The following is a 25373-nucleotide window of genomic DNA, read 5'->3' as shown; positions in this document are numbered from 1 at the left end:
GCCGAAAGGTGCACTGCCCCTAGGGGTACCTCCGTATCAGGGGTCGGGGAGGGTTCGTACCGGCGGAGGACGAGACGGCCGGGGTGCCGTCCTTAACCTGGCTTTACGCCGCTGGGGGGCGGCCAACCGGCCTCACGGGGGTGGGGTTTTCCCCCGCAAAAGACTGCGCTGGGCACCAGCGCGCCGAGCCCCCTCCCGACGCCAGACTCAACGTCGTACCACTTCACGCGACTTACTTGTTGACCGACATAGGAGATATGCCATGACATCGGCCGTGACCATTCCCAGGCACGGGGGCACTGGAGGGCGTACGGCCGTTGCCGCGCGGGCGCGGCAGGTCGTCAAGGCGTACGGGTCCGGGGAGACCCGGGTCGTCGCCCTGGACCATGTGGACGTGGACATCGCGCGCGGGCAGTTCACCGCGATCATGGGTCCCTCGGGCTCCGGCAAGTCCACCCTCATGCACTGCCTCGCCGGTCTCGACACCGTCACCGGCGGACAGATCTACCTGGACGAGACCGAGATCACCGGTCTGAAGGACAAGAAGCTCACCCAACTGCGCCGGGACCGGATCGGGTTCATCTTCCAGGCGTTCAACCTGCTGCCGACGCTGAACGCGCTCGAGAACATCACGCTGCCCATGGACATCGCCGGCCGCAAGCCGGACAAGCAGTGGCTCTCCCGCGTGGTGGACACCGTTGGACTTTCGGACCGACTCAAGCACCGGCCCACCCAGCTCTCCGGCGGCCAGCAGCAGCGCGTCGCCGTGGCCCGCGCGCTGGCGGCCCGGCCGGAGATCATCTTCGGGGACGAGCCGACCGGAAACCTCGACTCCCGCGCGGGAGCCGAAGTACTGGGCTTCCTGCGCCGTTCGGTCGACGAGCTCGGGCAGACCATCGTGATGGTCACCCACGACCCCGTCGCCGCCTCCTACGCGGACCGCGTGCTGTACCTCGCCGACGGACGCATCGTCGATGAGATGTACAAGCCGACCGCCGAGGCCGTCCTGGACCGCATGAAGGACTTCGACGCCCGGGGGCGTACGTCATGACCGTCCTGAAGACCTCGATGCGCAACTTCTTCGCGCACAAGGGGCGCATGGCCCTCTCGGCCGTGGCCGTGCTGCTGTCGGTGGCCTTCGTCTGCGGGACGCTGGTGTTCACCGACACCATGAACACGACCTTCGACAAGCTCTTCGCCGCCACCTCCTCCGATGTGACGGTGAGCTCGAAGGCGGCCTCCGACACCGGCGAGACCACCGACGACACCGGCAAGCCGCCGGTCATGCCGGCCTCCGTCGTCGAGAAGGTGAAGGGCGCGCAGGGCGTGAAGTCGGCGGAGGGGACCGTCTTCTCCACCTCGGTGACCGTCGTCGACGGCGACAAGGACAACCTCTCGCCCTCCAGCGGCGCCCCGACCATCGTCGGCAGCTGGAACAGCAACGACGCCCGCACCATGAAGATCACCTCCGGTGCGGCGCCGAAGGGCCCCGACCAGGTCATGGTGGACGCGGACACCATGGACAAGCACGACCTGAAGCTCGGTGACGAGATCGGCGTGATCAGCGCCGTCGGCACGCACACGGCGAAGATCTCCGGCATCGCCGACTTCGAGATCACCAACCCCGGTGCGGCGATCTTCTTCCTCGACACCAGGACGGCCCAGCAGACGCTGGTCGGCGAGCCGGACGTCTACACGAACGTCAACGTCACGGCGGCGAGCGGGGTCACCGACGAGCAACTGAAGAAGAACGTGCTCGCCGCGACCGGCGGCGACTACAAGGTGCAGACGGCCAAGGAGACCGCCGACGCCAACCAGAAGGACGTCGAGGGCTTCATGAACGTCATGAAGTACGCGATGCTCGGCTTCGCCGGGATCGCCTTCCTCGTCGGCATCTTCTTGATCATCAACACCTTCTCCATGCTGGTCGCCCAGCGCACCCGGGAGATCGGCCTGATGCGGGCCATCGGCTCCAGCCGCAAGCAGGTCAACCGGTCGGTGCTGGTGGAGGCGCTGCTGCTCGGCGTCGTCGGCTCGCTGCTGGGCGTCGGCGCGGGCGTCGGCCTCGCGATCGGCCTGATGAAGCTCATGGGCTCCATGGGCATGGAGCTGTCCACCGCCGACCTGACGATCGCCTGGACCACCCCGGCGATCGGCCTGGTGCTCGGCGTGGTCGTCACCGTCCTCGCCGCCTATCTGCCGGCCCGCCGCGCGGGCAAGGTCTCCCCGATGGCCGCCCTGCGCGACGCGGGCGCCCCGGCGGACGCCAAGGCGGGCGTGGTGCGGGCCGTGCTGGGCACGCTGCTCACCGCGGGCGGCGGCTACGGCCTCTACCTGGCCGCGTCGGCGGACAAGGCCAAGGAGGGCTCGCTCTGGCTCGGCCTCGGCATCGTGCTCTCCCTGATCGGCTTCGTCGTCATCGGCCCGCTGCTCGCCGGCGCGGTGGTGCGGGTCCTGGGCGCCCTGATCCTGCGGATCTTCGGCCCCGTCGGCCGCATGGCCGAGCGCAACGCACTGCGCAACCCGCGCCGTACGGGTGCCACGGGCGCCGCCCTGATGATCGGCCTCGCGCTGGTCGCCTGTCTGTCGGTCGTCGGCTCCTCCATGGTCGCCTCGGCCACGGACCAGCTCGACAAGACCGTCGGCACGGACTTCATCATCCAGTCCGACAGCGGGCAGCTGGTCACCCCGGAGGCGGTCGCGGCGGTCAAGGCGACGCCGGGTCTCGACCACGTCACCGAGTACAAGATCGCCGAGGCGGACTACACCACGCCCGACGGCAAGACGCTCAAGGACACCGACATCACGGCCGCCGATCCGACCTACGCGCAGGACCTGCGCACCAAGACGGTCGCGGGCAACCTCGCCGACGCCTACCAGCCCGACTCGATGTCCGTCCACGAGAAGTTCGCCAAGGACCACGACATCGAGCTCGGCTCGAAGATCAAGGTCGCCTTCAAGGGCGGCGAGACGGCCGAGCTGACCGTCCGGGCCATCACCAGCAGTGACGTCGTCATCGACGCGGGCTCCAAGTACACCTCGATCGCCACGCTCGCCAAGTACGTCCCGGCCGACAAGATGCCGCTGGACCAGCTGGTCTTCGCCTCGGCGAAGGACGACCAGCAGGACGCGGCGTACCAGGCGCTGAAGGCGGAGCTGCGCGACTACCCGCAGTACACCGTGCGTGACCAGACCGACTACAAGGAGGCGCTGAAGGACCAGATCGGCCAGCTCCTGAACATGATCTACGGCCTGCTCGCCCTCGCGATCATCGTGGCGATCCTGGGTGTGGTGAACACCCTCGCCCTGTCGGTGGTGGAGCGGACCCGGGAGATCGGCCTGATGCGCGCCATCGGCCTCTCGCGGCGGCAGCTGCGCCGCATGATCCGCCTGGAGTCGGTGGTCATCGCCCTCTTCGGCGCCCTGCTCGGCCTGGGGCTCGGCATGGGCTGGGGCGCGACCGCACAGAAGCTGCTCGCCCTGGAGGGCCTGAAGGTCCTGGAGATCCCCTGGGTCACCATCGGCGGCGTCTTCATCGGCTCGGCCTTCGTGGGCCTGTTCGCCGCACTGATCCCGGCGTTCCGGGCGGGCCGGATGAACGTCCTGAACGCCATCGCGACGGAGTAGCCACCGCGGACGGGGGTCGACGGAGTAGCCACCGCATACGGGGGTTGCGGGGGAACCGGTGCCGGGAAGCCTTGGGGGGCTTCCCGGCACCGGCTGTTTCCCACTCCGGCGCAGGGGTCCTGGCCTGTCGGCGTTGTCCACAGCCCCCGCGCCTGTCGGTGCCCCGTCGTACGCTGGAGACCCCCGGCCCGTGCGACGAGTCGGGCCCTTCGCGTTGCCCTTACCTCCGGGATGGATGCCCTTCATGAGCCTGCACGGTCTGCTCGACGCCGTCGTCAAGGACACCGCCCTCGCGGAAGCGATCACCGCGGCCGCCGACGGCAACCGCATGCACGTCGACCTCGTCGGCCCCCCGGCGGCCCGCCCCTTCGCGATCGCCGCCCTGGCCCGCGAGGCCTCCCGCCCCGTGCTCGCGGTGACGGCGACGGGCCGGGAGGCCGAGGACCTGGCGGCCGCCCTGCGCTCCCTCCTCCCCTCGGAGGGCGTCGTGGAGTACCCCTCGTGGGAGACCCTCCCGCACGAGCGCCTCAGCCCTCGCAGCGACACCGTCGGCCGCCGTCTCGCCGTCCTGCGCCGCCTCGCCCACCCCCGCCCCGACGACCCCGAGACCGGCCCGGTCTCCGTCGTCGTCGCACCGGTCCGCTCGGTCCTCCAGCCCCAGGTCAAGGGCCTCGGAGACCTGGAACCGGTCGCCCTGCGCACCGGCCAGACCGCGGACCTGAACGAGATCGTCGAGGCCCTCGCGGCGGCCGCGTACTCCCGTGTCGAGCTGGTCGAGAAGCGCGGCGAGTTCGCCGTACGAGGCGGCATCCTCGACGTGTTCCCGCCCACCGAGGAACACCCCCTGCGCATCGAGTTCTGGGGCGACGACGTCGAGGAGATCCGCTACTTCAAGGTCGCCGACCAGCGCTCCCTGGAGGTCGCCGAGCACGGCCTGTGGGCGCCGCCCTGCCGCGAGCTGCTGCTCACCGAGGACGTCCGCGCACGCGCGCGTGCCCTCGCCGAACAGCACCCGGAGCTCGGCGAGCTGCTCGGCAAGATCGCCGAGGGGATCGCCGTGGAAGGGATGGAGTCCCTGGCGCCGGTCCTGGTCGACGACATGGAGCTGCTGCTCGACGTCCTGCCCAAGGGCGCCATGGCCCTCGTGTGCGATCCCGAGCGGGTACGCACGCGTGCCGCCGATCTCGTGGCCACCTCGCAGGAGTTCCTCCAGGCGTCCTGGGCCGCCACCGCCGGCGGCGGCGAGGCGCCCATCGACGTCGGCGCGGCCTCCCTGTGGTCCATCGCGGACGTCCGCGACCGCGCGCGCGAGCTCGACATGATGTGGTGGTCGGTGTCGCCGTTCGCGGCGGACCTCGAACTGGAGGCGGACACCCTCCAGCTGGGCATGCACGCGCCCGAGACCTACCGCGGCGACACCGCCAAGGCGCTCGCCGACACCAAGGGCTGGCTCGCCGACGGCTGGCGCACGGTGTTCGTGACCGAGGCCCACGGCCCGGCCGCCCGCACCGTCGAGGTGCTCGGCGGCGAGGGCATCGCCGCCCGCCTGGACGCGGACCTGGCCGCCCTGAGCCCGTCCGTCGTGCATGTGGCGTGCGGATCCATCGACTACGGCTTCGTCGACCCGGTGCTCAAGCTCGCCGTGCTGACCGAGACCGACCTGTCCGGCCAGAAGGCGGCCGGCAAGGACGGCGCCCGCATGCCCGCGCGGCGCCGCAAGACCATCGACCCGCTGACCCTCGAATCCGGCGACTACATCGTCCACGAGCAGCACGGCGTCGGCCGCTACATCGAGATGGTGCAGCGCACGGTCCAGGGCGCCACGCGCGAGTACCTGGTCGTCGAGTACGCCCCCGCCAAGCGCGGCCAGCCCGGGGACCGGCTCTACATCCCCACCGACCAGCTGGAGCAGATCACCAAGTACGTCGGCGGCGAGGCGCCCACGCTGCACCGGCTGGGCGGCGCGGACTGGACGAAGACCAAGGCCCGCGCGAAGAAGGCCGTCAAGGAGATCGCTGCCGACCTGATCAAGCTGTACAGCGCCCGGATGGCCGCCCCCGGCCACACCTTCGCGCCCGACACCCCCTGGCAGCGCGAGCTGGAGGACGCCTTCCCCTACGCGGAGACCCCGGACCAGCTCACCACCATCGCCGAGGTCAAGGAGGACATGGAGAAGTCGGTCCCGATGGACCGCCTGATCTGCGGAGACGTCGGCTACGGCAAGACGGAGATCGCGGTCCGCGCCGCCTTCAAGGCCGTACAGGACGGCAAGCAGGTGGCGGTGCTGGTGCCGACGACGCTGCTGGTGCAGCAGCACTTCGGGACGTTCTCCGAGCGCTACTCCCAGTTCCCGGTCAACGTGCGCGCGCTCAGCCGCTTCCAGACGGACACCGAGGCGAAGGCGGTTCTGGAGGGCCTTCGCGAGGGCTCCGTGGACGTCGTCATCGGCACCCACCGGCTGTTCTCCTCGGAGACGAAGTTCAAGGACCTCGGCCTGGTCATCGTCGACGAGGAGCAGCGCTTCGGCGTCGAGCACAAGGAGCAGCTGAAGAAGCTGCGCGCCAACGTGGACGTCCTGACGATGTCGGCGACGCCGATCCCGAGGACGCTGGAGATGGCGGTGACGGGCATCCGTGAGATGTCCACGATCACCACGCCCCCGGAGGAGCGGCACCCGGTGCTGACCTTCGTCGGCCCGTACGAGGAGAGGCAGATCGGCGCGGCGATCCGCCGTGAACTGCTGCGCGAGGGCCAGGTCTTCTACATCCACAACCGGGTCGAGTCGATCGACCGCGCGGCCGCGAGACTCCGCGAGATCGTCCCCGAGGCGCGGATCGCCACGGCCCACGGCCAGATGTCGGAGACGACACTGGAGCAGGTGGTGGTCGACTTCTGGGAGAAGAAGTTCGACGTCCTGGTGTCGACGACGATCGTCGAGTCCGGCATCGACATCTCCAACGCCAACACGCTGATCGTGGAGCGCGGCGACAACTTCGGCCTCTCCCAGCTGCACCAGCTGCGCGGCCGGGTGGGCCGAGGCCGCGAACGGGGTTACGCCTACTTCCTGTACCCGCCGGAGAAGCCGCTGACGGAGACGGCCCACGAACGCCTCGCCACGATCGCCCAGCACACGGAGATGGGCGCGGGCATGTACGTGGCGATGAAGGACCTGGAGATCCGCGGCGCGGGCAACCTCCTGGGCGGCGAGCAGTCCGGGCACATCGCGGGCGTCGGCTTCGACCTGTACGTCCGCATGGTGGGCGAGGCGGTCGCGGACTACCGCGCCTCCCTCGAAGGCGGCGTGGAGGAGGAGCCGCCGCTGGAGGTCAAGATCGAGCTCCCGGTCGACGCGCACGTCCCGCACGACTACGCGCCGGGCGAGCGGCTCAGGCTGCAGGCCTACCGCGCGATCGCCTCCGCCAACACGGAGGAGGACATCAAGGCCGTACGCGAGGAACTCGTCGACCGCTACGGCAAGTTGCCCGAGCCGGTGGAGAACCTCCTGCTGGTGGCGGGCCTGCGCATGCTGGCACGCGCGTGCGGCGTCGGCGAGATCGTCCTCCAGGGCAACAACATCCGCTTCGCGCCGGTGGAGTTGCGCGAGTCGCAGGAACTGAGGGTCAAGCGCCTGTACCCCGGGACGGTCATCAAGCCGGCGGTCCACCAACTCCTGGTGCCCCGCCCGAAGACGGCGAAGGTGGGCGGCAAGCCACTGGTCGGCCGGGAACTGCTGGGGTGGGTGGGGGAGTTCCTGGCTTCGATTCTGGGGTCGTAGGGCGGGGGTCGGGGGTCCGGGGTCGGAGGCCTGGGGTCGGAGGGGGCGGTATTTCTGCTCAGGACTCCCGTCGGAACAGCATCGCCGCCAGCGTCCGGAACACCTCCTCGGGGTCCTGGTCGCCAACGGGACCGTCCAGGTTGTGGCCGAGGAGCAGCGTGGCGAAGCCGTGCGCCAGGGACCAGGCGGCGACTCCGGCGAGGCGGGGGTCGAGGCCGAGTGCGTCGGGGCGTACGGTCGCGACGGCTCCGCGCAGGGCGTCGCCTGCGAGGGCGCGGGCGGTGGTGAGTTCCAGGTCGTCGGGGCGCAGGAGGTCCGGCGAGAACATCACCTGGAAGTGCGCCGGGTGCTCGCGGGCGAAGCGTACGTAACGCACGCCCGCGTCCTTCAGGTCCGAGGCCTCGGTGAGGGTGGCCGCGAGCAGTCCGAAGCCCTCCGCGGCGATCGCCGTCAGCAGGCCGGTGCGGTCCTTGAAGTGATGGGCCGGCGCCGCGTGCGAGACCCCGGCGCGGCGGGCCAGGTCGCGCAGGCTCAGACCGGAGGGCCCGTCGGCGGCGATGGCGTCGAGCGCGGCGGTGACGATGGCGCGCCGCAGATCGCCGTGGTGGTACGGGCGTTCGGCGGACTTCTTGGCCGGAGCGGGGGTCATGTCCAGCAGCGTACGCGGAATCTAGGCATTGACAAGTTCGGGCGGCTCGGGCAATCTTGTCAGTGTCAAGTTATGAGCCGGAGCCGGGTTTCGTCGTGCACGGCCTGGAGTGACAGGGGGAATCGGCATGTCGATGTACGAGGAGGGCGTGGACGCCATCGAGCCGAGCCGCGTCCGTCAGCTCTGGCATCTGCTGGAGCCGCTGCACGCGGTGCTGTACTACGCGCCGGAGGTCTTCGAGGAGGCCGCCGCGCTTGGGTACGACACGAAGGAGCGCTGGCCGAGCTACTTCCCGCTGCGCGCGGCGCCCTTGGGCGCGGTCGGCGGCGAGCGCGTGGCCTCCGCCTTCTACAGCTTCAGCCCGCGCATGGTCGCCGAGCACATCGACCCGGCATGGCGGACCGCGCGTGCCGAGGACGTCCTGGCGGCGAGACTGCGCGGCATGGACCGGACCTACCGCGCGATATTCGGTGACCGTACCGACAGCGCGGAACTGGCGGAGGCCGCCGCCCTCGTTCGGCGCGCGGCCGAGGCGGCGAACACGGCGGGCCGTCCGCTCGCCGCGGCCAACGCCGAACTGGCCTGGCCCGAACCGCCCCACCTCCAGCTGTGGCACGCGGCGACGATCCTGCGCGAGCACCGCGGCGACGGACACCTCGCCGCCCTGCTCGTGGCCGGCCTCGACCCGGTCGAGTCGCTCGTCTCCTTCGCCGCGATCGGCGCCGCCTCCGTCCAGCGCTTCGAGAGCCGCGGGTGGAGCGCGGGGGAGTGGGCTGCGGCTCGCGAACGCCTGGTCGCGCGCGGACTGGTGGAAGCGGACGGCACGGCGACGGATGCGGGCCGCGACCTGCGCCGTGGCATAGAGGAGCACACCGACCGCCTCGCCGCCGACCCCTGGCGCGCGCTCGCACCCCAGGACCTGGACCGGCTCACTCAACTGCTGGGCGAGTTCTGGGTCGCGGTGCTCTCCTCGGGGCTGCTGCCCTCGGAGACGACGCTGGGGATAGGCAAGGTCTGAACACCGAGGAGGCGGTGCGGCCCTCCTGGGCGGCTGGGTAAACGAAGCCGCCCGCGGGTGGTGGGTCTCCGCGGACGGCCTCTGTTTCCAGGATGGTTCAGGGGGCCCGCTCGGCGCGGCCCAGAAGGGGTGGGCCGCGGGGCGGGCCTCAGGACCTCCGTCGGTCTTCGGTCCTATGGCTGGTCGGGCCTGTCACGGTCCATGCCGAGCGCGCCCTCAGCTCTCTGCTGCGCGTCGTCGACCTGGCTCTCGTACTTGTTGCCCGTCCTCTCATTGACCTTCTTTTCCGCGGTGTCGGACATGTCCTTGGACTTGTCCTGCATTCCGCGGTGGCTCTTGAACCTGTCGAAGATGCCCATCCAGAGCTCCTTCCGAGGCGACTCAAATCGACGATACGCCCGCTGTGCGTGTAATGCGCATTTTCAGCCGATGTGGTCTGGACCTCTCGGCCGCTACCGTGGGACGAGAAGACAGGCACACAGGGGAGGGGCGCATCGTGACGCGTCTGAGGGGCGGGACGGCGGTCTGCGCCGCGGTGCTCGGCACGATGCTCGTACTCACGGGCTGCGACGACATGGGCGATCTGCCCCTGGACGACGCCGCCTCGGGTGCCGCCCCGGAGGCCGGGGAGGGCCGGGCCGTCAGTCCGCTGGACAACCCCGACGGAACCGAGCCGGGCCTGGCGGCCATCACCTCGGACGCCGACCGGGCCGAGGCGCGGGCCCTGATCGAGAAGGTGGCCACGAAGGGCCGCGGCCCCAGGACCGGGTACGACCGGGACGAGTTCGGCTACGCCTGGATGGACTCGGCTCCGGGCGGCATCCCCTACGCCCGCAACGGCTGCGACACCCGCAACGACCTCCTGCGCCGGGACGGCGAGGACCTGCGCTTCCGGTCCGGCTCGGACTGCGTCGTCATGGCGATGCGACTGCACGACCCGTACACGGGACGGACCATCGACTGGGCCAAGTCCCGCGCCACGGAGGTCCAGATCGACCACGTCATGCCGCTCTCCTACGACTGGCAGATGGGCGCCGCCCGCTGGACCGAGGGAAAGCGCCAGGACATCGCCAACGACCCACTCAACCTGATGCCGGTCGACGGGCCGACCAACGGCTCCAAGGGCGATTCCGGACCCGCCTCCTGGCTCCCCCCGAACAAGCGGATCCGCTGCTCCTACGCGGTGCGTTTCGCGCAGGTCTCCTTGAAGTACGAACTGCCCGTGACGCCGCCGGACAAGCAGATGATGCTGCGCCAGTGCGGGGGCTGAACCCGGCCTGAACCGGCTTCAACCGGCCCTGGATCGGCCGGTTGAACGACCGGTGGGCAACGCCCCACTACGGCCGGATTTCCACCGGCTCAGGCGCCGAGGGCGTCCAAATCCAGGATGTCGCCGGTGGGCTTGTCCGCCGGGACCGGCTTGTCGTAGTCGCTGAAGGAGACTGAGCCGGCGTCGTCGGGGTTGGTGCTGACCAGCTTCAGCAGGTACGGCTCGCCCTCCGTGGCGACGTACAGCGTGAAGCTGTCCTTGCCGTCCTTCTCGTAGAGGGTGATCGCGGGCGCGCCGTCGACCGTGGTCGTCTTGCCGCGGGTGGCGTCGGACTCGCCGTCCTTGGCGTCGCCGAGGATCGTGTCGAGGTCGCAGAAGCCGGTGAGCTCCTCGGCGTCCGCGCCGGTCGCGGACATCTTGGTCCACTTCCCGGCGAGCATGGCCACCGCCGCGTCGACGTCCGCCTCCGGCTCGCCCTCGCTCTGGCTCCGCAGGAAGTCGGCGTCGTACTTCATGTAGAGCGTGTCACCGCTCTTGATCAGATCGGCCCGGCCCTCGCCGTCCATGCTCATGTGCCCGGCGCAGTCGCCCTTGCTGTCGATGGCCATGTCCATGCTGATGGTGCCGCCGGTCTCGTCGTCGGGGATGTCGCCCTTGATCCGGAACGAGTCGGCCCCGCTCGTGGCCTTCACGGCCTGGTCGGCGATCTCCCCGCCGCTCAGTCCGGCGAACGGTTCCTTCGGCTTGTCGGCCGACGCTGCCTTGTCGGACTGGGAGGCGCTGGACTTGTCCTTCGCCCTGCCCTCGGTCTTGTCCTCGCCCTGGCACCCGGTGAGGGTCACGGCGGTGACGGCGGTGAGGCAGAGGGCGGCAAGTGCGGTACGACGCATGGGGGTTCCTCGGTGAAGACGGAGCGCGCGGGGGCGCTGGAGGTGAACTGACGGGTGGGCCGCGCTCCGGGGGCGGGCGGCCGGTGACGCGAGCGGGGCGTGGCGGATACGTGCCGCGCCCCGCGTCGCGACGAATGGGCCTCGTGGGCCGGATCAGGCGGACTTCTTCCAGTCCTGGCAGCCGGAGGTCTTGAAGAAGACGTCCGAGGCGCTGATGGTGACGACGGCCGTGCCGGTCACGTTGTTGTTCGCGATGATCGAGTCGATCGAGTGGTCGGCGTTCTTGGCGCGCTCCCAGTAGCAGGAGTCATCGGTGTTGCCGGTGGACTTGTACGTGCCGGGCGCGATGTCGACGCCCACTCTGAGCATTCCGGCGTCGCCGGCCATCTCGGCGGCCGGGGAGCCCTTCGCCTTCTCGTCGACGGCCTCCCAGTCCTCGCAGCCACTGGACGTGAAGAGCTTGTCGGTGGCCTTGATGGTGACGTAACCCGTGCCGGTCACATTGTCGTTGGCGAGCAGCGAGTCCATCTCCCCGGAGGCGTCGTTGGCCCGCTCCCAGTAGCACATGCCGTCGGTGTTGCCGGTGGTGCGATAGGTGCCGGGCTTGACGTCCGAACCGACCTGGTAGTCGCCGTCCCCCGCGAACGCGACCTTCTTCTCGGCGACTTCCGCCGTGTCCGACTTCTTCTCCCCGCCCGTGCCGCGGTCGGCGGAGGCCGAAGAGCCCTTGGCGGTGGAGTCGCCGCCGTCGTTGCCGGCGTTCGCCGAAACGGCGCCGATGACGACGATCCCCACGACGGCCCCCAGCGCGACCTTGCCCTTCATGCCCATGGCTGTTTCCCCTCCCCTGAGCGGCGACCGTCCTCCGATCCGGCGGTCGCTCGTTCGCTGGGTCAATAAGACCAGAGCTTGTGAACCGAGTCAACACGGTTCACGGGATGTCGTGTGTACACGGCCGTGAATGCATGGAACCGGCGTACGTCGGTATGCTCGTCGCCACAGACCAGATGCAGGTGAAACGGGCGGGCGAGGGGAGCCGGGCGGTGCAGGACAATGCGACAGAGGTGACCGCTGCCGGAATCGCCCGGCTGGCCGGCGTCGGCCGCGCCGCCGTCAGCAACTGGCGGCGCCGGCACGCCGACTTCCCCAAGCCCGTGGGCGGCACCGAGACCAGCCCCTCCTTCGCACTCGCCGAAGTCGAGGCGTGGCTGCGCCGCCAGGGCAAACTCGCCGAGGTCCCGCTGCGTGAACGCGTCTGGCAGCAGCTCGCGGGCCACCCCGAGGGTCCGGTCACCGCCCTCACCCAGGCCGGCTGCGTGCTGTTGCTCATCCATGACCGGCCCACCCTCTGGCTGGAGGTCTCCTCGGGCTCCGACGAACGCCTCGCGGCGATGCTGCCGGGGGCGCTGGAGCAGGTGCTGGCGCCGCGGTTCGGGGTGACGTCGACGCGGAAGGGCTCGGCGGCTGTGAACTCGCGTTCGGCTGTGAACTCGCGTGGGGGTGTGAACTCGCGTTCGGCCGCGCAGTCGCCCGACGCTGTGAACTCGACAAGTGGTGTGAACGCAGGCGCCGACGAGAAGTCGGACGGCGCTGTGAACGCACCGCACGCCGTGAACGCCGCACCTGCTGTGAACACTCCGCACCCGGTTCACGCCTCGGCGGCAGGCACCCCGACTGTTCACACCCCAGCTGTTCACGCTCCGACCGTTCACGCTCCGACCGTTCACACCCCGACCGCGCACACCCCGACCGCACACACCCAGGCCGTTCACACCCCCACCGGCCCCGAAGTCCTCACCTCGGCGCCCCTCCTCCGCGGTGCCGCCGAACTCGCCGCCGAGCTGGGCGGCGCCCGGCAGGCATTCGAGTTCCTCCTCGGCCGGCACCTCGACGCCAACCCGCGCCAGTACACGCTCACGCCCGCCGAACTCGCCGGCCTCATGGCCGACCTGGCCGGCCCGGCCCGTACCGCCCTCGACCCCGCCTGCGGCACCGGGGCCCTCCTGCGCGCCGTCGCGCCCCGCCCCGAACAGGAGCTCTACGCCCAGGACGCCGCGCCCGACCTCGCCGCGGTCACCGCGCTCCGGCTCGCCCTGCGCACCCGTGCCGCGGTGCGCACGGCCGTCGGTGACACCCTGCGCGCCGACGCGTACCCCGGGCTGCGGGCCGACGCCGTCCTGTGCCACCCGCCCTTCAACGAGCGCAACTGGGGTCACGACGAACTCGCCTACGACCCCCGCTGGGAGTACGGCTTCCCCGCGCGCACCGAGTCCGAGCTGGCCTGGGTGCAGCACGCGCTCGCGCGGCTGACGGACGGCGGCACCGCCGTGCTGCTCATGCCGCCCGCCGCCGCCTCCCGCCGCTCCGGACGCCGGATCAGGGCCGACCTGCTGCGGCGCGGCGCGCTGCGCGCGGTGGTCGCGCTGCCGGTCGGGGCGGCACCGCCGTATAACATCCCGCTCCACCTGTGGGTGCTGCGCCGGCCCGACAAGGCTCCCGCGCGGCCCGAGGTGCTCCTCGCGGACGCGGGGCAGTTCGCGACCGAGGGGCGCGGCGGACCCGACTGGCGGGCGGTGCGGGACGCCGTGCTCGACGCCTGGCGCGTCTTCGACCGCACCGGCACCCTCGACGAGCGGCCCGGTCTCGCCCGCGCGTTGCCCGTCATCGACCTCCTCGACGACGACGTCGACCTCGCCCCGGCCCGCCACCTGCCGCCCCCCGCCGCGGCCGACGGCGCGGAGGCGCTCACGGCCGTCCGCGAGCGCCTGGGGAAGACCCTGGGTCTGGCCGCCGAGCTCACCCCGCCGCCCGCCGCAGGGGCCGGGCCCGCGCGCTGGCCGCTCACCACCGTCGGCGAACTCGCGCGTGGGGGCGCCCTGGTGCTGCGTACCGGCGGAAACGGCGGCCACGCGCGCGTGCCCGTCCTCACCGACCATGACGTCCTCGCCGGGACGGCGCCCTCGGGGACGCTGCCGGAGAGCGACGAGGAGCCCGTGCTGACGGAGCCCGGCGATGTCGTCGTGCCGGTGCTCGGCGGGGGCTCGATGGCGCGCGTGATCGACGAGACGACAGGGAGCGCCGCCCTGGGGCGCAGCCTCGTGCTGCTGCGCCCCGATCCCGCGGCGCTCGACGCGTGGTTCCTCGCCGGCTTCCTGCGCGGCACCGCCAACAACCGCCAGGCCAGCAGTTACGCGTCCACGGCCACGCGCCTGGACGTGCGCCGGCTTCAGCTGCCCCGGCTCCCGCTCGACGAACAACGGCGCTACGGCGCGCGCTTCCGCGCACTCGACGAGTTCGAGCGGGCGCTCAGGCACGCGAGCCGGCTCGGGGACCAGCTCGTGCGCGGGATGTACGACGGCCTGACCGACGGCACGGTCGCGCCGGACTGACATCCGGACCGACATCCGAACCGACCGCAGGACCGACCGCAGGAGCGACTGCCGGGGCGAGGTGCGGCCGGGGGAAGTGATCAGTACAACAACGGTTCGGTACAACCCGGGACCGGTTGTCCGTGTCGGCCTATACGCTCGAACTCTGTCGTTCGTTCGTCCGTCCCCATCGGCCCACCGGTCCAGGAGCAGTCATGTACGGCCACGGCGCGGCGCCGCCCACCCGCAGCGCTACAACGGTCATCTCCCTGCGCGTGCTGTTCGCCGCCGTCGGCTTCCTGTCCTGCGGGATCCTCGCGTGCGTGCCGCTGTTCCGGGTGGCCATCCTGCGCGGGCGCTGGCCCGACTGGCTGCTGGCCTGGGTCAGCCTGCCGGTGTCCATCGCGTGCTTCGCGGTCGTCGGCACGGTGCCGGAGGAGGACGTGAAGTCGGACATCGCGCTGGCCGCGGTCCTGCTCCTCGGAGCGTTCAGCGCGGTGTACTTCCTGGTGATGGACATCCGCTTCCACGGCGCGCTGCGGCCCCCGTACGCCGGTTACCCGCCGGCGCACGCCGCCACCACGGTCCACGCCCCCAACGGACCGGCGGGCTACGGCTACCCGCAGCAGATGTCGCCGTACACGACCACACCGGTCCAGCAGCCCGTACCGCAGCAGCCCCTGCCGCAGCAGCCCCCGGCCCAGCAGCAGCCCCCTGCGGTGCCGCACACCCCGATGCCCCGGACAGCCGTGCCCCCGGGCCCCGTACCGGCGCCCCCGCCGCCCCAGCGCCACGAGCCCGCGCGGATCGACCAGGTGCGCGCCGAACTCGACGAGCTCAGCGACTACCTGCGCAACCACGACGGCCGCGGCGACCACGAGGGCGGAAGGTGACCGTGACGACAGGGCGTGTCGTCGCCGGCCGTTACGAACTGTCCACGCTCATCGGGCAGGGAGGCATGGGCCAGGTCTGGACGGCCTACGACCAGCGGCTCGACCGGCGCGTGGCGGTGAAGCTGCTGCGCCCCGACAAGGTGGCCGGGCAGGAGGCGGACGAGCTGCGCCGCCGCTTCCTGCGCGAGTGCCGCGTGACCGCGCAGGTCGACCACCCCGGCCTGGTCACCGTGCATGACGCGGGCACCGAGGGCGAGGAGCTGTTCCTCGTCATGCAGTACGTCGACGGCGCGGACCTCTCCGACCATCTCGCCGAGCACGACCCGTACCCCTGGCAGTGGGCGGTCGCGGTCGCCGCGCAACTGTGCGCCGTGCTGAGCGCCGTGCACGCCGTGCCGATCGTCCACCGCGACCTCAAGCCGCGCAACGTGATGGTGAAGCAGGACGGCACCGTCACCGTCCTCGACCTCGGCGTCGCCTCCGTCATGGACGCCGACACCACCCGCCTCACCCACACCGGCACACCCATCGGCTCGCCCGCCTACATGGCGCCCGAGCAGGCGATGGGCGGCGCGGTCGGGCCGTACACCGACCTGTACGCGCTCGGTGTGCTCCTGCACGAACTCCTCAGCGGCGACGTGCCGTTCTCCGGCTCCACGGCGCTCGGCGTGCTGCACCGGCATCTGTACGAGCCCCCGCTGCCGGTGCGCCGGATGCGCCCCGAGGTGCCCGAGGCGCTCGAGGCGCTGGTCCTGCGCCTGCTCGCCAAGGACCCGCAGCACCGCCCGGCCTCCGCGCAGGAGGTCTACGAGGACCTGGCGGCGCTGCTGCCCGCGCGCGGGATGCCCACCGGGGCGCCCCTGGATCCCACGCGCCCCTTCCTTCGCCCGCACGCCCCCTGGCCGGACCGCGCGCGCACCCCCGCGCCCCAGCCCGCGGCGCCGGTCCCGCCCGCCGTGGAGAAGCCCGATGTCGCCCGCGCGGTCGACGAGGTCAAGCGCCTCCTCGGCGAGGGCCGGATCACCCAGGCCGTCGACATCCTCGGCGCGATCCTCCCGGTCGCCGCCGAGCAGCACGGCGAGAACTCCCCGGTGGTGCGCACCCTGCGCAAGCAGTACGCGGCCACGCTCATGGACGACGGCCAGTACCGGCGCGCGCTGCCCGTCCTGCGCGCCCTGGCCGCCGAACGCGCCGCCGAGGCGGGCCAGGCCGACCCCCAGTCCCTGCGCTTCCGCTACGACGTGGCCCAGTGCCTGGAGCAGCTCGGCGATCCGGCGGCGGCGCTGACGGAGTTCAGGGCGCTGCTGCCGTACTACGAGAACCAGTACGTCGCCGGCGACCCCGAGACGGCCCACGACGTGCGCCGCCGCATCGGCCACCTCCTGCTCGCCCTCGGCGACCGGGCCGCCGCCCACGACACCCTCGTACGCCTCCTGCACGACGTGGAACGCCTGCACGGTCCCGGCCACCCGCTGGCGGCGGACATCAGGCGCACGCTTCAGTGGCTGGGACAGGTGCGTGGCTGAGAGCTGGTTCCGGAAGAGAGCCGCTCGCAAGTCGATCAAGCGGATCATCGCCCCGCTGAAGGCCAACATGCCCAAGGCCGACGACTTCGGCTTCGAGGGGATCCGGCGGCTGGGCAACCCGGTGCCGATGCTGGTCCAGAACCGCGGCGAGGCACGGCTGGAGCTGTGGCTGGAGCCGTTCGGGCAGGACTACTGGCTGGAGCCGGGCGAGTCCGTGTACGTCACCTCGTACGGTGAGTGGAACGACCATCCGTTCGAGACGGTCCACGAGCCCGGGTGCCTGACGGTCTGGGCCACCTCCTGGTTCGCCACGGTCACCGACCGCGACGGCAACGAATTCCCCCCGGGCGCTCGAGACACCGTCGAGCCCTAGCGCGCCGGTGCCCGAAGTCCTCGTGAATCGTTGGTCGAATGGGTTGGCCAGAGCTTGGCCACTGCCTACCATCGATCACCGCAAGACTTTGTGCACCGTCGCACAATCTCCGACCGGGAGGCTCCCTTGCACCGCCGCAGCAGCCGTACCAGCCGCCGTCGCACCGCGCTCCTCCTCGCCGCCGCGATCGCGGCGGCGCCCCTGCTCACCGCCTGCGGAAACGATGCGCATCCCGGCGCGGCGGCCGTCGTCGGCGAGCAGCGGATCACCGTCTCCCAGCTGGAGAACCGGGTGAACGAGGTGCGCGCGGCCCAGCGCGCGGTCGTGACGGACGAGGCGCAGTACGCCCAGGCCGTCGCCCGGACCGGCAGTCTCACCCGGGACACCCTGCACGGGATGGTCCTGGACCGCGTGCTGCACCAGGCCGCCGAGGACGCGGGGGTCACCGTCAGCCGCAAGGAGATCCAGCAGATGCGCAGCGGCCTGGAGCAGCAGGCCGGCGGCGCGAAGGCGCTGGAGACGGCGTGGCTCCAGGAGTACGGCGTCGCCCCGCAGCGCCTGGAGGAGAACCTCCGCCTCCAGCTGGAGGCCCAGAAGCTCGCCGCCAAGCTCGGCACCGACACCACCCGCCCGGAGTTCTGGAAGGCCCTGTCAGAGGCCTCCGAGAAGCTCGGCGTCGACCTCAACCCGCGCTACGGCACCTGGGACGTCCAGAAGAGCAGCCGCGTGGACGCCAAGACGCCGTGGGTGCGTGACGTGACGGCAGCCGGGTCGCAGGAGCCGGCGTAGCGGAAAGCGGCGTAGCGGGAAGCGGCGCGGCGGGAAGCGGCGTAGCGGGAAGCGGCGCGGCGGGAAGCGGCGCAGCGGGAAGCGGCGGACGACGGCACGGCGCGCTGCCACCGGCCCCTGTGCCGCGCCGTGCGGTCATACGATCACACTCCACACCCTGACCTGTGGAAAACCCGACCGGCCCCGTCACCGCCGTGCGTTAGCTTCGAACCGTGAACACCACCAGCCCCGCAGCCGCCCCGGCCGATCCCGGCCGTATCGTCCTGCTCACCACCAGCCATCGCGTCGCCCCCGGCCTGCTGTCCTGGCCGGCCTGGCAGGCGCTGCGCTCCGCCGACAGCGTGCTGTGCGCGGACGGCGCGCACCCTCAGCTGCCGTATCTGCGCGAGGCGGGGATACAGGTGGCCGAGGCCGCCCCTACCGCCCAGGACCTGGTCGACACCTGCGCCGGCGGCCGCACCGTCGTGGTCGTGGCGACCGGCGAGGGCGACCCGGCGCTGACCGACGGCCTCGCCCGCCTCGCCGGCTCCGGCCAGGTCAGCATGCCGGACCTGGAGCTGCTCCCCGCCTCCTACGACCTGCCGGGCGCCCGCCTGCTCGACCTCGTCCAGGTCATGGACCGCATCCGCGCCGAGTGCCCCTGGTCGTCCCAGCAGACCCACAAGGGGCTGGCCAAGTACGGCATCGAGGAGGCGTACGAACTCGTCGAGGCGATCGAGGAGGGGGACCGGGACGAACTGCGCGAGGAGCTGGGGGACGTGCTCCTCCAGGTCGTCTTCCACTCCCGGATCGCCGAGGAGGATCCGGACGCGCCGTTCTCCGTCGACGACGTCGCCGGCACCATCATCGCCAAGCTGATCCACCGCCACCCGCATGTCTTCGGGGACGAGACCGCCGCCACCCCCGAGGACGTCAAGGAGCACTGGCTGCGCACCAAGGCGGAGGAGAAACGAAGGGAGTCCGTCACCGACGGCATCCCTCTCGGCCAGCCCGGCCTCGCCCTCGCGGCGAAGCTGGCCTCCCGCGTCAGAACCGCCGGCCTGGACGTGCCGCTGCCGCAGACCGAGGGCATCGGCTACGACCTCCTCGCCCTCGCGGTGCGCGCCGAGGCGGAAGGCGTCGATCCGGAGGCGGCGCTGCGGGCGGCCGGCCGGGCGTACCGGGACGCGGTGCGGGTGGCCGAAGGACTGGAGGACGGGGGGCGTGAAGGTTAGTACGGTTGCCTCCAGGGTCGGGTTCGGGCACGGGGGCTCAAATGTCAGGTGTGTTGGACGATTTGGCGGGTGCGGCGGCCGGGGTTCTGGTGGCGTCGATGGGCTCGGACCACTGGGAGGAGCGCGTCAGGCCGACGTTCGTCCACATCTACGGCATGGCCATGAAGGAGGACGTGGGCCCGACTCTGGACAGCTTCCGGCGTGATGTGTACAGCGGGACGCTCTCCGCGCGGGACGCGGCGCTGATCTGGAAGTCCAAGATCCGTATGGCGTTCAAACGGGGAGTCATCGCCAACGAGGTTCACCGCTTCATAGAGGACTTCAGGCCCGACGTCGCCTTCCGCACCTGCCCGTCCTGCGCTGCCGGAGTGGAGGCCGGTGACATCTACTGCGGGGAGTGCGGCGAAGTCCTCGGCGGGCCTGTCCCGGTCCCCGCGCCGGGACCCTCCATCGAGGCCCGCGGAGTCATCGACCAGGCTGCCCTGGACTTCATCGTTCAGCCGCCCGTGCCCACCGCCCAGGACCACGTCGACTTCCGCCGGGCCAACTTCCACGGCCCCGTCATCGGGGTACAGCACAACTACGGCACCGCGGCCCCGGCGGCGACCGCCGACAGCTGGCCCCGCTTCTTCGAGTTCCGGCGCAAGACCTTGGGCGTACGGCCCGTCTCCGCCTTCGGCGACGAGGCGAAGATGCCGCCGTACGTCCCGCGCGACAGTGATGACGAGCTCGACATGCTCGTCACCGAGGGGCTGCGCGAGGGCGGTCTGGTCATCGTCACCGGTGAGTCCCTGTCCGGCAAGACCATGACCGCCTGGGCCGCGCTCAACCGCAACGCCGAGGACAGCACCCGGCTGTTCGACGCACACCCCGGCACGGATCTGCCCGAGCTGTCCGCCGCCTTACGCGGTCGCGACCCCGCCACGGCCTACGTGGTGTGGCTCGACGACCTGGAGAGCCACCTCGACGAACGGGGGCTGGTGGCGGGGCCGTTGGCGCAGCTCGTCCACGGGGGCGCGCTCGTCCTCGCGACGATGCGGGACACGGCGTACGAGACACACCGCTTCGGCGACCATCCGACGGCGCGTGCCCTGCGTGGTGCCCGGACGGTGGATCTGACCTGCGAGTGGAGCGAGGCCGAACTCGCCCGTCTCGCGCGGGCGGACGACCGACGGCTGACGGACGTCCCGCGGTGGCGGGGCGGCCTCGGTGTCACGGAGTTCCTCGCGGTCGGCCCCCTGCTCTGGGAGGAGTGGCGCCGGGCGAGCCGTCCGGGCGGGCGGGCGAACGGGCATCTGCTGGTGCGCGCCGCCGTCGACGCGGCCCGTTGCGGGCTCACCAGCGGTCTGCCGCCGGAGGCGTGGGAGCACCTGATCAACACCCGCGCGATCTACGGTCCGCTGGTCCTCGACGGCCCCCTCTCGCAGGAGGACCTGGACTGGGCGACCCGGCCCCGGCTCGAGGTCTGCGGACTGCTCGTCCCCGGGGAGGAGGCGGGCACCTGGCGGGCGAGCGGGACGCTTGTCGCGGACGCGAGCCGCTGCCCCGACCTGCCGGCCCTGACGCCCCGTGTGTGGGGGTCCATGGCCCGGGTGGCGGCGGAGCGGGAGCTGCCGGAGCGCGGTGAGGTCTCCCGGGCGGCCCGCGACGCCTTACGGGGCCCGGCCGAGGCGGGCGACCAGCAGGCCGTGCTGCTCCTCGCCGTCCTGTCGACCTGGGCCGGAGACGACCCCGAGACACGGCGCTGGTGGGGCAAGGTCGCGGAGGACGACCCGGGCAAGGCCCACATGCTCGGTCGGTATCTCCTCCTCGGACGGGGCGACCCCGACGAGGCCATCCCCCACCTCCGGACCGCCGTGGAGGCGGGAAACAACGAACCGGTGGAGGAGCTCGGATTCCTCTTCCTCGAGCGTGCCCTGCACTGGCTGGGCAGCGCGGCCAGGAACGGCGGTGCCGCCGCGGCCGAAGTCGTCCCCGCGCTCCGAGCAGCCCTGCGGGACAAGGGCTTCGAGGCCGTCATGACGCAGCACTACACGCCGGACCCGGAGCACCCGGCGCTTCCCGGTCCCGAGCTGTCGGTCCGGCGCGCCGTCAGCATGGCCGTCGTACTCGCCCGTCGCCACAGCCGGCCGTCACCCGAAGCGACCCCCGCCCCACCGCCCGATACCGTCAAGGAGTGACCGACCACCCCACCCCCATCCCCACCCCCGCCCCCTCCGCAGCCCCCGAAGCCACCCGACCCCCGGCCCCCGAGCTGTTCACCTGGGAGTTCGCCGCCGATCCCTACCCGGCGTACGCCTGGCTGCGGGAGCACGCCCCCGTGCACCGGACACGGCTGCCCAGCGGTGTGGAGGCGTGGCTGGTCACGCGGTACGCCGATGCCAAGCAGGCCCTGGCCGACCAGCGGCTCAGCAAGAACCCCGAGCACCACGACGAGCCGGCCCACGCCAAGGGCAAGACCGGTATCCCCGGTGAGCGCAAGGCCGAGCTGATGACGCATCTGCTCAACATCGACCCGCCGGACCACACCCGGCTGCGCCGCCTGGTCAGCAAGGCGTTCACGCCCCGCCGGGTCGCCGAGTTCGCCCCGCGGGTGCAGGAGCTGACCGACCGTCTCATCGACCGGTTCGCCGACCGGGGCTCCGCCGACCTCATCCACGAGTTCGCCTTCCCGCTGCCCATCTACGCCATCTGCGACCTGCTCGGCGTCCCCCCAGAGGACCAGGACGACTTCCGGGACTGGGCGGGCATGATGATCCGCCACCAGGGCGGACCCCGGGGCGGTGTCGCGCGGTCCGTGAAGAAGATGCGCGGCTATCTCGCCGAGCTCATCCACCGCAAGCGCGAGGCGCTGCCCGCCGAGCCGGCCCCCGGCGAGGACCTGATCTCCGGTCTCATCCGCGCCTCCGACCACGGCGAGCACCTCACCGAGAACGAGGCCGCGGCCATGGCCTTCATCCTTCTCTTCGCCGGCTTCGAGACCACGGTCAACCTGATCGGCAACGGCACCTTCGCCCTGCTCACCCACCCCGAGCAGCGCACCCGGCTCCAGCGGTCCCTGGCCGCGGGGGAGACGGGCCTGTTGGAGACCGGCGTGGAGGAGCTTCTCCGCTACGACGGTCCCGTCGAGCTGGCCACCTGGCGGTTCGCCACGCGGCCGCTCACCATCGGCGGCCAGGACATCGCCGCCGGCGACCCCGTGCTGGTCGTTCTGGCCGCCGCCGACCGGGACCCGGCCCGGTTCGCCGAGCCCGACACCCTCGACCTGGCCCGGCGCGACAACCAGCACCTCGGCTACGGCCATGGCATCCACTACTGCCTCGGCGCCCCGCTCGCCCGGCTGGAGGGCCAGACCGCGCTGGCCACCCTCCTGACCCGGCTGCCGGACCTCCGGCTCGCCGCCGATCCCACCGACCTGCGCTGGCGCGGCGGCCTCATCATGCGCGGACTGCGCACCCTCCCGGTCGAGTTCACGCCCCGCGACTGAGATTCGCCCTCCCGGTCGAGTTCACGCCCCCCGACTGAGATTCGCCCTTTGGTCGAGTTCACCCCCCGTGCCTGAACTCCCCCTTTGGCCGAGTTCACCCCCTGTGCCGGAACTCCCCCTTCCGGTCGAGTGCACGCCTACCTCCCCCTGAGGTGCCGTCAGGTCAAACGTGACACACCCTCAAGTCCGTGATCTTCACGTGATCTGTGCGGCATTAACTTGTGACAAGTGATCGTCTGCCGATACGTTCACTCGTCAACGCGACGCCTCGCCCCACCGGCGCCGCGTCGGTCCCCGCTGTCTTCGAAAGGCACCCGCATGCTCTCCGGGAACGGTCGTCACCGTCGCCCCCGCCAGGCTCCGGCTCTCATCGTCGCGGCCGGAGTGACCGGCTCCGCCATCGCCATCCCGCTGCTCGGCGCCTCGGGCGCCAGCGCCGCCGAGGGCAACACGTGGGACAGGGTCGCGGAATGCGAGAGCGGCGGCTCCTGGAGCGAGGACAGCGGCAACGGCTACTACGGCGGCCTTCAGGTCACCCAGGAGAACTGGGAGCGGTACGGCGGTACGACGTACGCCGACAGCGCGGACCAGGCCAGCCGTTCCCAGCAGATAGCCGTCGCCGAGCGCATCCTCGCCGACCAGGGGCTCGCCGCCTGGCCCACCTGTGGCCCGCTCTCCGGTCTGGACCCCAAGTCCGGTTCGGTCGGCGTCGACACGGGCGTCGAGGAAGAGGCGGATTCGCCCGACTCGTCTGAATCATCCGACTCATCCAGCTCGTCCGGTTCGTCCGGCCTGCTGGACTCCCTCGGCGGTGATGCCTCCGAGTCCGCGGCCGACTCGGACGCCGACTCCGACTCCGAGACGGACCCCGGCGCCTCCGCGTCGCCCGAAGCGTCGAGCGGCTCGCCGGAGTCGACGGGCTCGTCCGAGTCGGCAAATCCGAAGAAGTCGGACAAGTCAACCGAATCCGCGGAGGCTTCCGCGTCCAAGGGATCGAAGGGCTCGTCCGAATCATCCGGCTCGTCCGGGACGTCCGGCTCGTCCGGCTCGTCCGGCTCGTCCGAGAGTGACCCCTCGCGCGAGGCCGACGGTCTGTTCACGGGCATCTCCGGGCTGGACAACTCGGACAACATCCTCTGGGTCGGGAGCGATTCCGTCCTCGTCGACACCGGCGCCGGCCGTCATCGCGGCAAGCCCGCGGACGAGAGCGGGGCGGACGGGTCGTACGTCGTGCGCGCCGGCGACACCCTCGCGAGCATCGCCGACTCCCTTGACCTCAGCGGCGGATGGCGCGGGCTCTATGCCGCCAACGAGTCGGCCATCGGCCCCGACCCCAGCCGTATCACTCCCGGTCAGACCCTTGAAGTAGCGGACTAACCGGTCGAAAACCAGGGCCAGTTCGCGTCACGCTTCGCGCCGAATGTCCGCTTTGGCGAAAGTGTGGGATGAGTCTCAGAAGCCCTGATCGTCTTTGAAATTCCGCGGATCGCCTGTCTACGGTCATGACCGCTCGCAAGCAGCGGGCCCCGACTGCCGCACGCCGAATCCTGCCGGTGGCCGTACGGGAACAGTCGTCGCGTCATGCGCCGTAGGCAGGAGCGGGGGACCCAAGGTAAGCGCCGCGCCGGTCGGTTGACCGGAGCGGCTTGGGGTGGAGCCGTACGCCGAAAGGTGTACGGCCGGGCAACTCAACCGGCCCGAACCCGACAGCTCACCTCGCAGGCGTCGGTGAGGGGATCGATCCATGCTGTTTTCCGGCAAGGGCAAGCACCGTCGTCCGTCCAAGGCCACTCGCGCCATCGCCATCGCCGGTGTGACCGGCGCCGCCGTCGCCGCCCCGCTGATGGCGGCCGGCAACGCCTCCGCCGCCACCGCCTCCGAGTGGGACGCCGTCGCCCAGTGCGAGTCCGGCGGCAACTGGTCCATCAACACCGGCAACGGCTACTACGGCGGCCTGCAGTTCTCGGCCTCCACCTGGGCCGCGTACGGCGGTACGGCCTACGCCTCCACCGCCGACCAGGCCTCCAAGGCGCAGCAGATCGAGATCGCCGAGAAGGTTCTCGCGGGCCAGGGCAAGGGTGCCTGGCCGCACTGCGGCGTCGGCCTGTCGAGCGCCGCGTACAACGGCGGCTCCAGCACCTCCGGCTCCTCCGAGGGCACCGAGAGCACCGAGAGCAGCACCCCGGCGCCGCGTGAGACCGAGCAGCCCGCCTCCCGTTCCGCCGAGCGCCCGGCCGCCAAGAAGACCGTCACCACCCCGACCGGCAAGAAGGTCAAGAAGGGCGACGGCGAGTACAAGGTCACCAAGGGCGACACCCTCAGCACCATCGCCGAGGAGCACGACGTCAAGGGCGGCTGGGAGAAGCTCTACCAGCTCAACAAGGACATCGTTGAGGACGCCGACCTGATCTACCCCGGTCAGCAGCTGCACCTCAAGTAATCCCGTAGCCGAACCACAGGGCCCTCCTATCCGGGTCCTCCATACTGGAGGCCT

At 71.3% G+C, this 25373-nt stretch carries 19 protein-coding genes and 1 riboswitch; of the genes, 15 read left to right on the top strand and 4 right to left on the bottom strand.

Annotation, left to right across the window (positions count from 1 at the left end; translation table 11 throughout):
- Positions 1–262 precede the first annotated feature (262 nt).
- From AC068Z_RS12860 to mfd, 3 genes are all read left to right on the top strand, one after another.
- Entirely contained in the window at positions 263–1051 is a 789-nt protein-coding gene (locus tag AC068Z_RS12860) for an ABC transporter ATP-binding protein (protein ID WP_478554644.1), read from the top strand.
- The gene (locus tag AC068Z_RS12855) at positions 1048–3627 is read left to right on the top strand and encodes an ABC transporter permease (RefSeq protein WP_478554643.1); all 2580 of its coding nucleotides are present in this window, start codon (positions 1048–1050) and stop codon (positions 3625–3627) included. Before AC068Z_RS12860 ends, AC068Z_RS12855 begins: the two co-directional genes overlap by 4 nt.
- A 244-nt stretch (positions 3628–3871) precedes the next feature.
- Positions 3872–7402, top strand: coding sequence for a transcription-repair coupling factor (gene mfd / locus AC068Z_RS12850; RefSeq protein ID WP_478554642.1), 3531 nt, complete (start codon positions 3872–3874; stop codon positions 7400–7402).
- A gap of 58 nt (positions 7403–7460) precedes the next feature.
- Here the strand turns inward: mfd and AC068Z_RS12845 are convergent, their stop codons facing one another.
- Positions 7461–8051 carry a TetR/AcrR family transcriptional regulator gene (locus AC068Z_RS12845; protein WP_478554641.1) on the bottom strand — a complete coding sequence of 197 codons (591 nt, stop codon included), beginning with the start codon at positions 8049–8051 and terminating at the stop codon, positions 7461–7463.
- A gap of 127 nt (positions 8052–8178) precedes the next feature.
- Here AC068Z_RS12845 and AC068Z_RS12840 point away from each other — a divergent pair, with 127 nt between their 5' ends.
- Positions 8179–9069: an SCO6745 family protein gene (locus tag AC068Z_RS12840; RefSeq protein ID WP_478554640.1), complete on the top strand. Its 891-nt coding sequence runs from the start codon at positions 8179–8181 to the stop codon at positions 9067–9069.
- Between the two features lie 173 nt (positions 9070–9242).
- Here AC068Z_RS12840 and AC068Z_RS12835 read toward each other — a convergent pair whose 3' ends face one another.
- Entirely contained in the window at positions 9243–9428 is a 186-nt protein-coding gene (locus AC068Z_RS12835) for an antitoxin (RefSeq protein WP_478554639.1), read from the bottom strand.
- A gap of 188 nt (positions 9429–9616) precedes the next feature.
- Between AC068Z_RS12835 and AC068Z_RS12830 the strand changes: the two genes are divergently transcribed.
- Entirely contained in the window at positions 9617–10339 is a 723-nt protein-coding gene (locus AC068Z_RS12830) for an HNH endonuclease family protein (protein WP_478555358.1), read from the top strand.
- A gap of 89 nt (positions 10340–10428) precedes the next feature.
- Here AC068Z_RS12830 and AC068Z_RS12825 read toward each other — a convergent pair whose 3' ends face one another.
- Positions 10429–11229 carry a hypothetical protein gene (locus AC068Z_RS12825; RefSeq protein WP_478554638.1) on the bottom strand — a complete coding sequence of 267 codons (801 nt, stop codon included), beginning with the start codon at positions 11227–11229 and terminating at the stop codon, positions 10429–10431.
- Between the two features lie 153 nt (positions 11230–11382).
- The gene (locus AC068Z_RS12820; RefSeq protein ID WP_478554637.1) at positions 11383–12060 is read right to left on the bottom strand and encodes a hypothetical protein; all 678 of its coding nucleotides are present in this window, start codon (positions 12058–12060) and stop codon (positions 11383–11385) included.
- A 176-nt stretch (positions 12061–12236) separates the two neighbouring features.
- On the opposite strand from AC068Z_RS12820, the gene AC068Z_RS12815 reads away from it, so the two are divergent.
- The 10 genes from AC068Z_RS12815 (at position 12237) to AC068Z_RS12770 (ending at position 25319) form a co-directional block, all read left to right on the top strand.
- Positions 12237–14618, top strand: coding sequence for an N-6 DNA methylase (locus AC068Z_RS12815; RefSeq protein ID WP_478555356.1), 2382 nt, complete (start codon positions 12237–12239; stop codon positions 14616–14618).
- Positions 14619–14812: 194 nt separating this feature from the next.
- Entirely contained in the window at positions 14813–15490 is a 678-nt protein-coding gene (locus tag AC068Z_RS12810) for a hypothetical protein (RefSeq protein ID WP_478554636.1), read from the top strand.
- 38 nt (positions 15491–15528) lie between these two features.
- Positions 15529–17016, top strand: a complete 1488-nt coding sequence (locus AC068Z_RS12805; protein WP_478555354.1) for a serine/threonine-protein kinase — start codon at positions 15529–15531, stop codon at positions 17014–17016.
- The gene (locus AC068Z_RS12800) at positions 17009–17389 is read left to right on the top strand and encodes a hypothetical protein (protein ID WP_478554635.1); all 381 of its coding nucleotides are present in this window, start codon (positions 17009–17011) and stop codon (positions 17387–17389) included. The genes AC068Z_RS12805 and AC068Z_RS12800 overlap by 8 nt, the downstream gene beginning before the upstream one ends.
- Positions 17390–17515: 126 nt before the next feature.
- Complete coding sequence (locus tag AC068Z_RS12795; RefSeq protein ID WP_478554634.1) at positions 17516–18178, top strand: SurA N-terminal domain-containing protein; 663 nt, start codon at positions 17516–17518, stop codon at positions 18176–18178.
- Between the two features lie 212 nt (positions 18179–18390).
- Positions 18391–19392, top strand: a complete 1002-nt coding sequence (locus AC068Z_RS12790; protein WP_478554633.1) for a nucleoside triphosphate pyrophosphohydrolase — start codon at positions 18391–18393, stop codon at positions 19390–19392.
- Positions 19393–19433: 41 nt separating this feature from the next.
- Complete coding sequence (locus tag AC068Z_RS12785) at positions 19434–21572, top strand: hypothetical protein (protein WP_478554632.1); 2139 nt, start codon at positions 19434–19436, stop codon at positions 21570–21572.
- Positions 21569–22879 carry a cytochrome P450 family protein gene (locus AC068Z_RS12780; protein ID WP_478554631.1) on the top strand — a complete coding sequence of 437 codons (1311 nt, stop codon included), beginning with the start codon at positions 21569–21571 and terminating at the stop codon, positions 22877–22879. Before AC068Z_RS12785 ends, AC068Z_RS12780 begins: the two co-directional genes overlap by 4 nt.
- A gap of 384 nt (positions 22880–23263) precedes the next feature.
- Positions 23264–24256: a LysM peptidoglycan-binding domain-containing protein gene (locus AC068Z_RS12775; RefSeq protein ID WP_478554630.1), complete on the top strand. Its 993-nt coding sequence runs from the start codon at positions 23264–23266 to the stop codon at positions 24254–24256.
- A 197-nt stretch (positions 24257–24453) separates the two neighbouring features.
- Positions 24454–24619: riboswitch (cyclic di-AMP (ydaO/yuaA leader) on the top strand.
- A gap of 4 nt (positions 24620–24623) precedes the next feature.
- Entirely contained in the window at positions 24624–25319 is a 696-nt protein-coding gene (locus AC068Z_RS12770) for a transglycosylase family protein (protein ID WP_478554629.1), read from the top strand.
- Positions 25320–25373: the final 54 nt, after the last annotated feature.

The organism is Streptomyces sp. NPDC043726, assembly GCF_056436565.1.
This window is presented reverse-complemented; position numbering and strand designations above follow the sequence as displayed.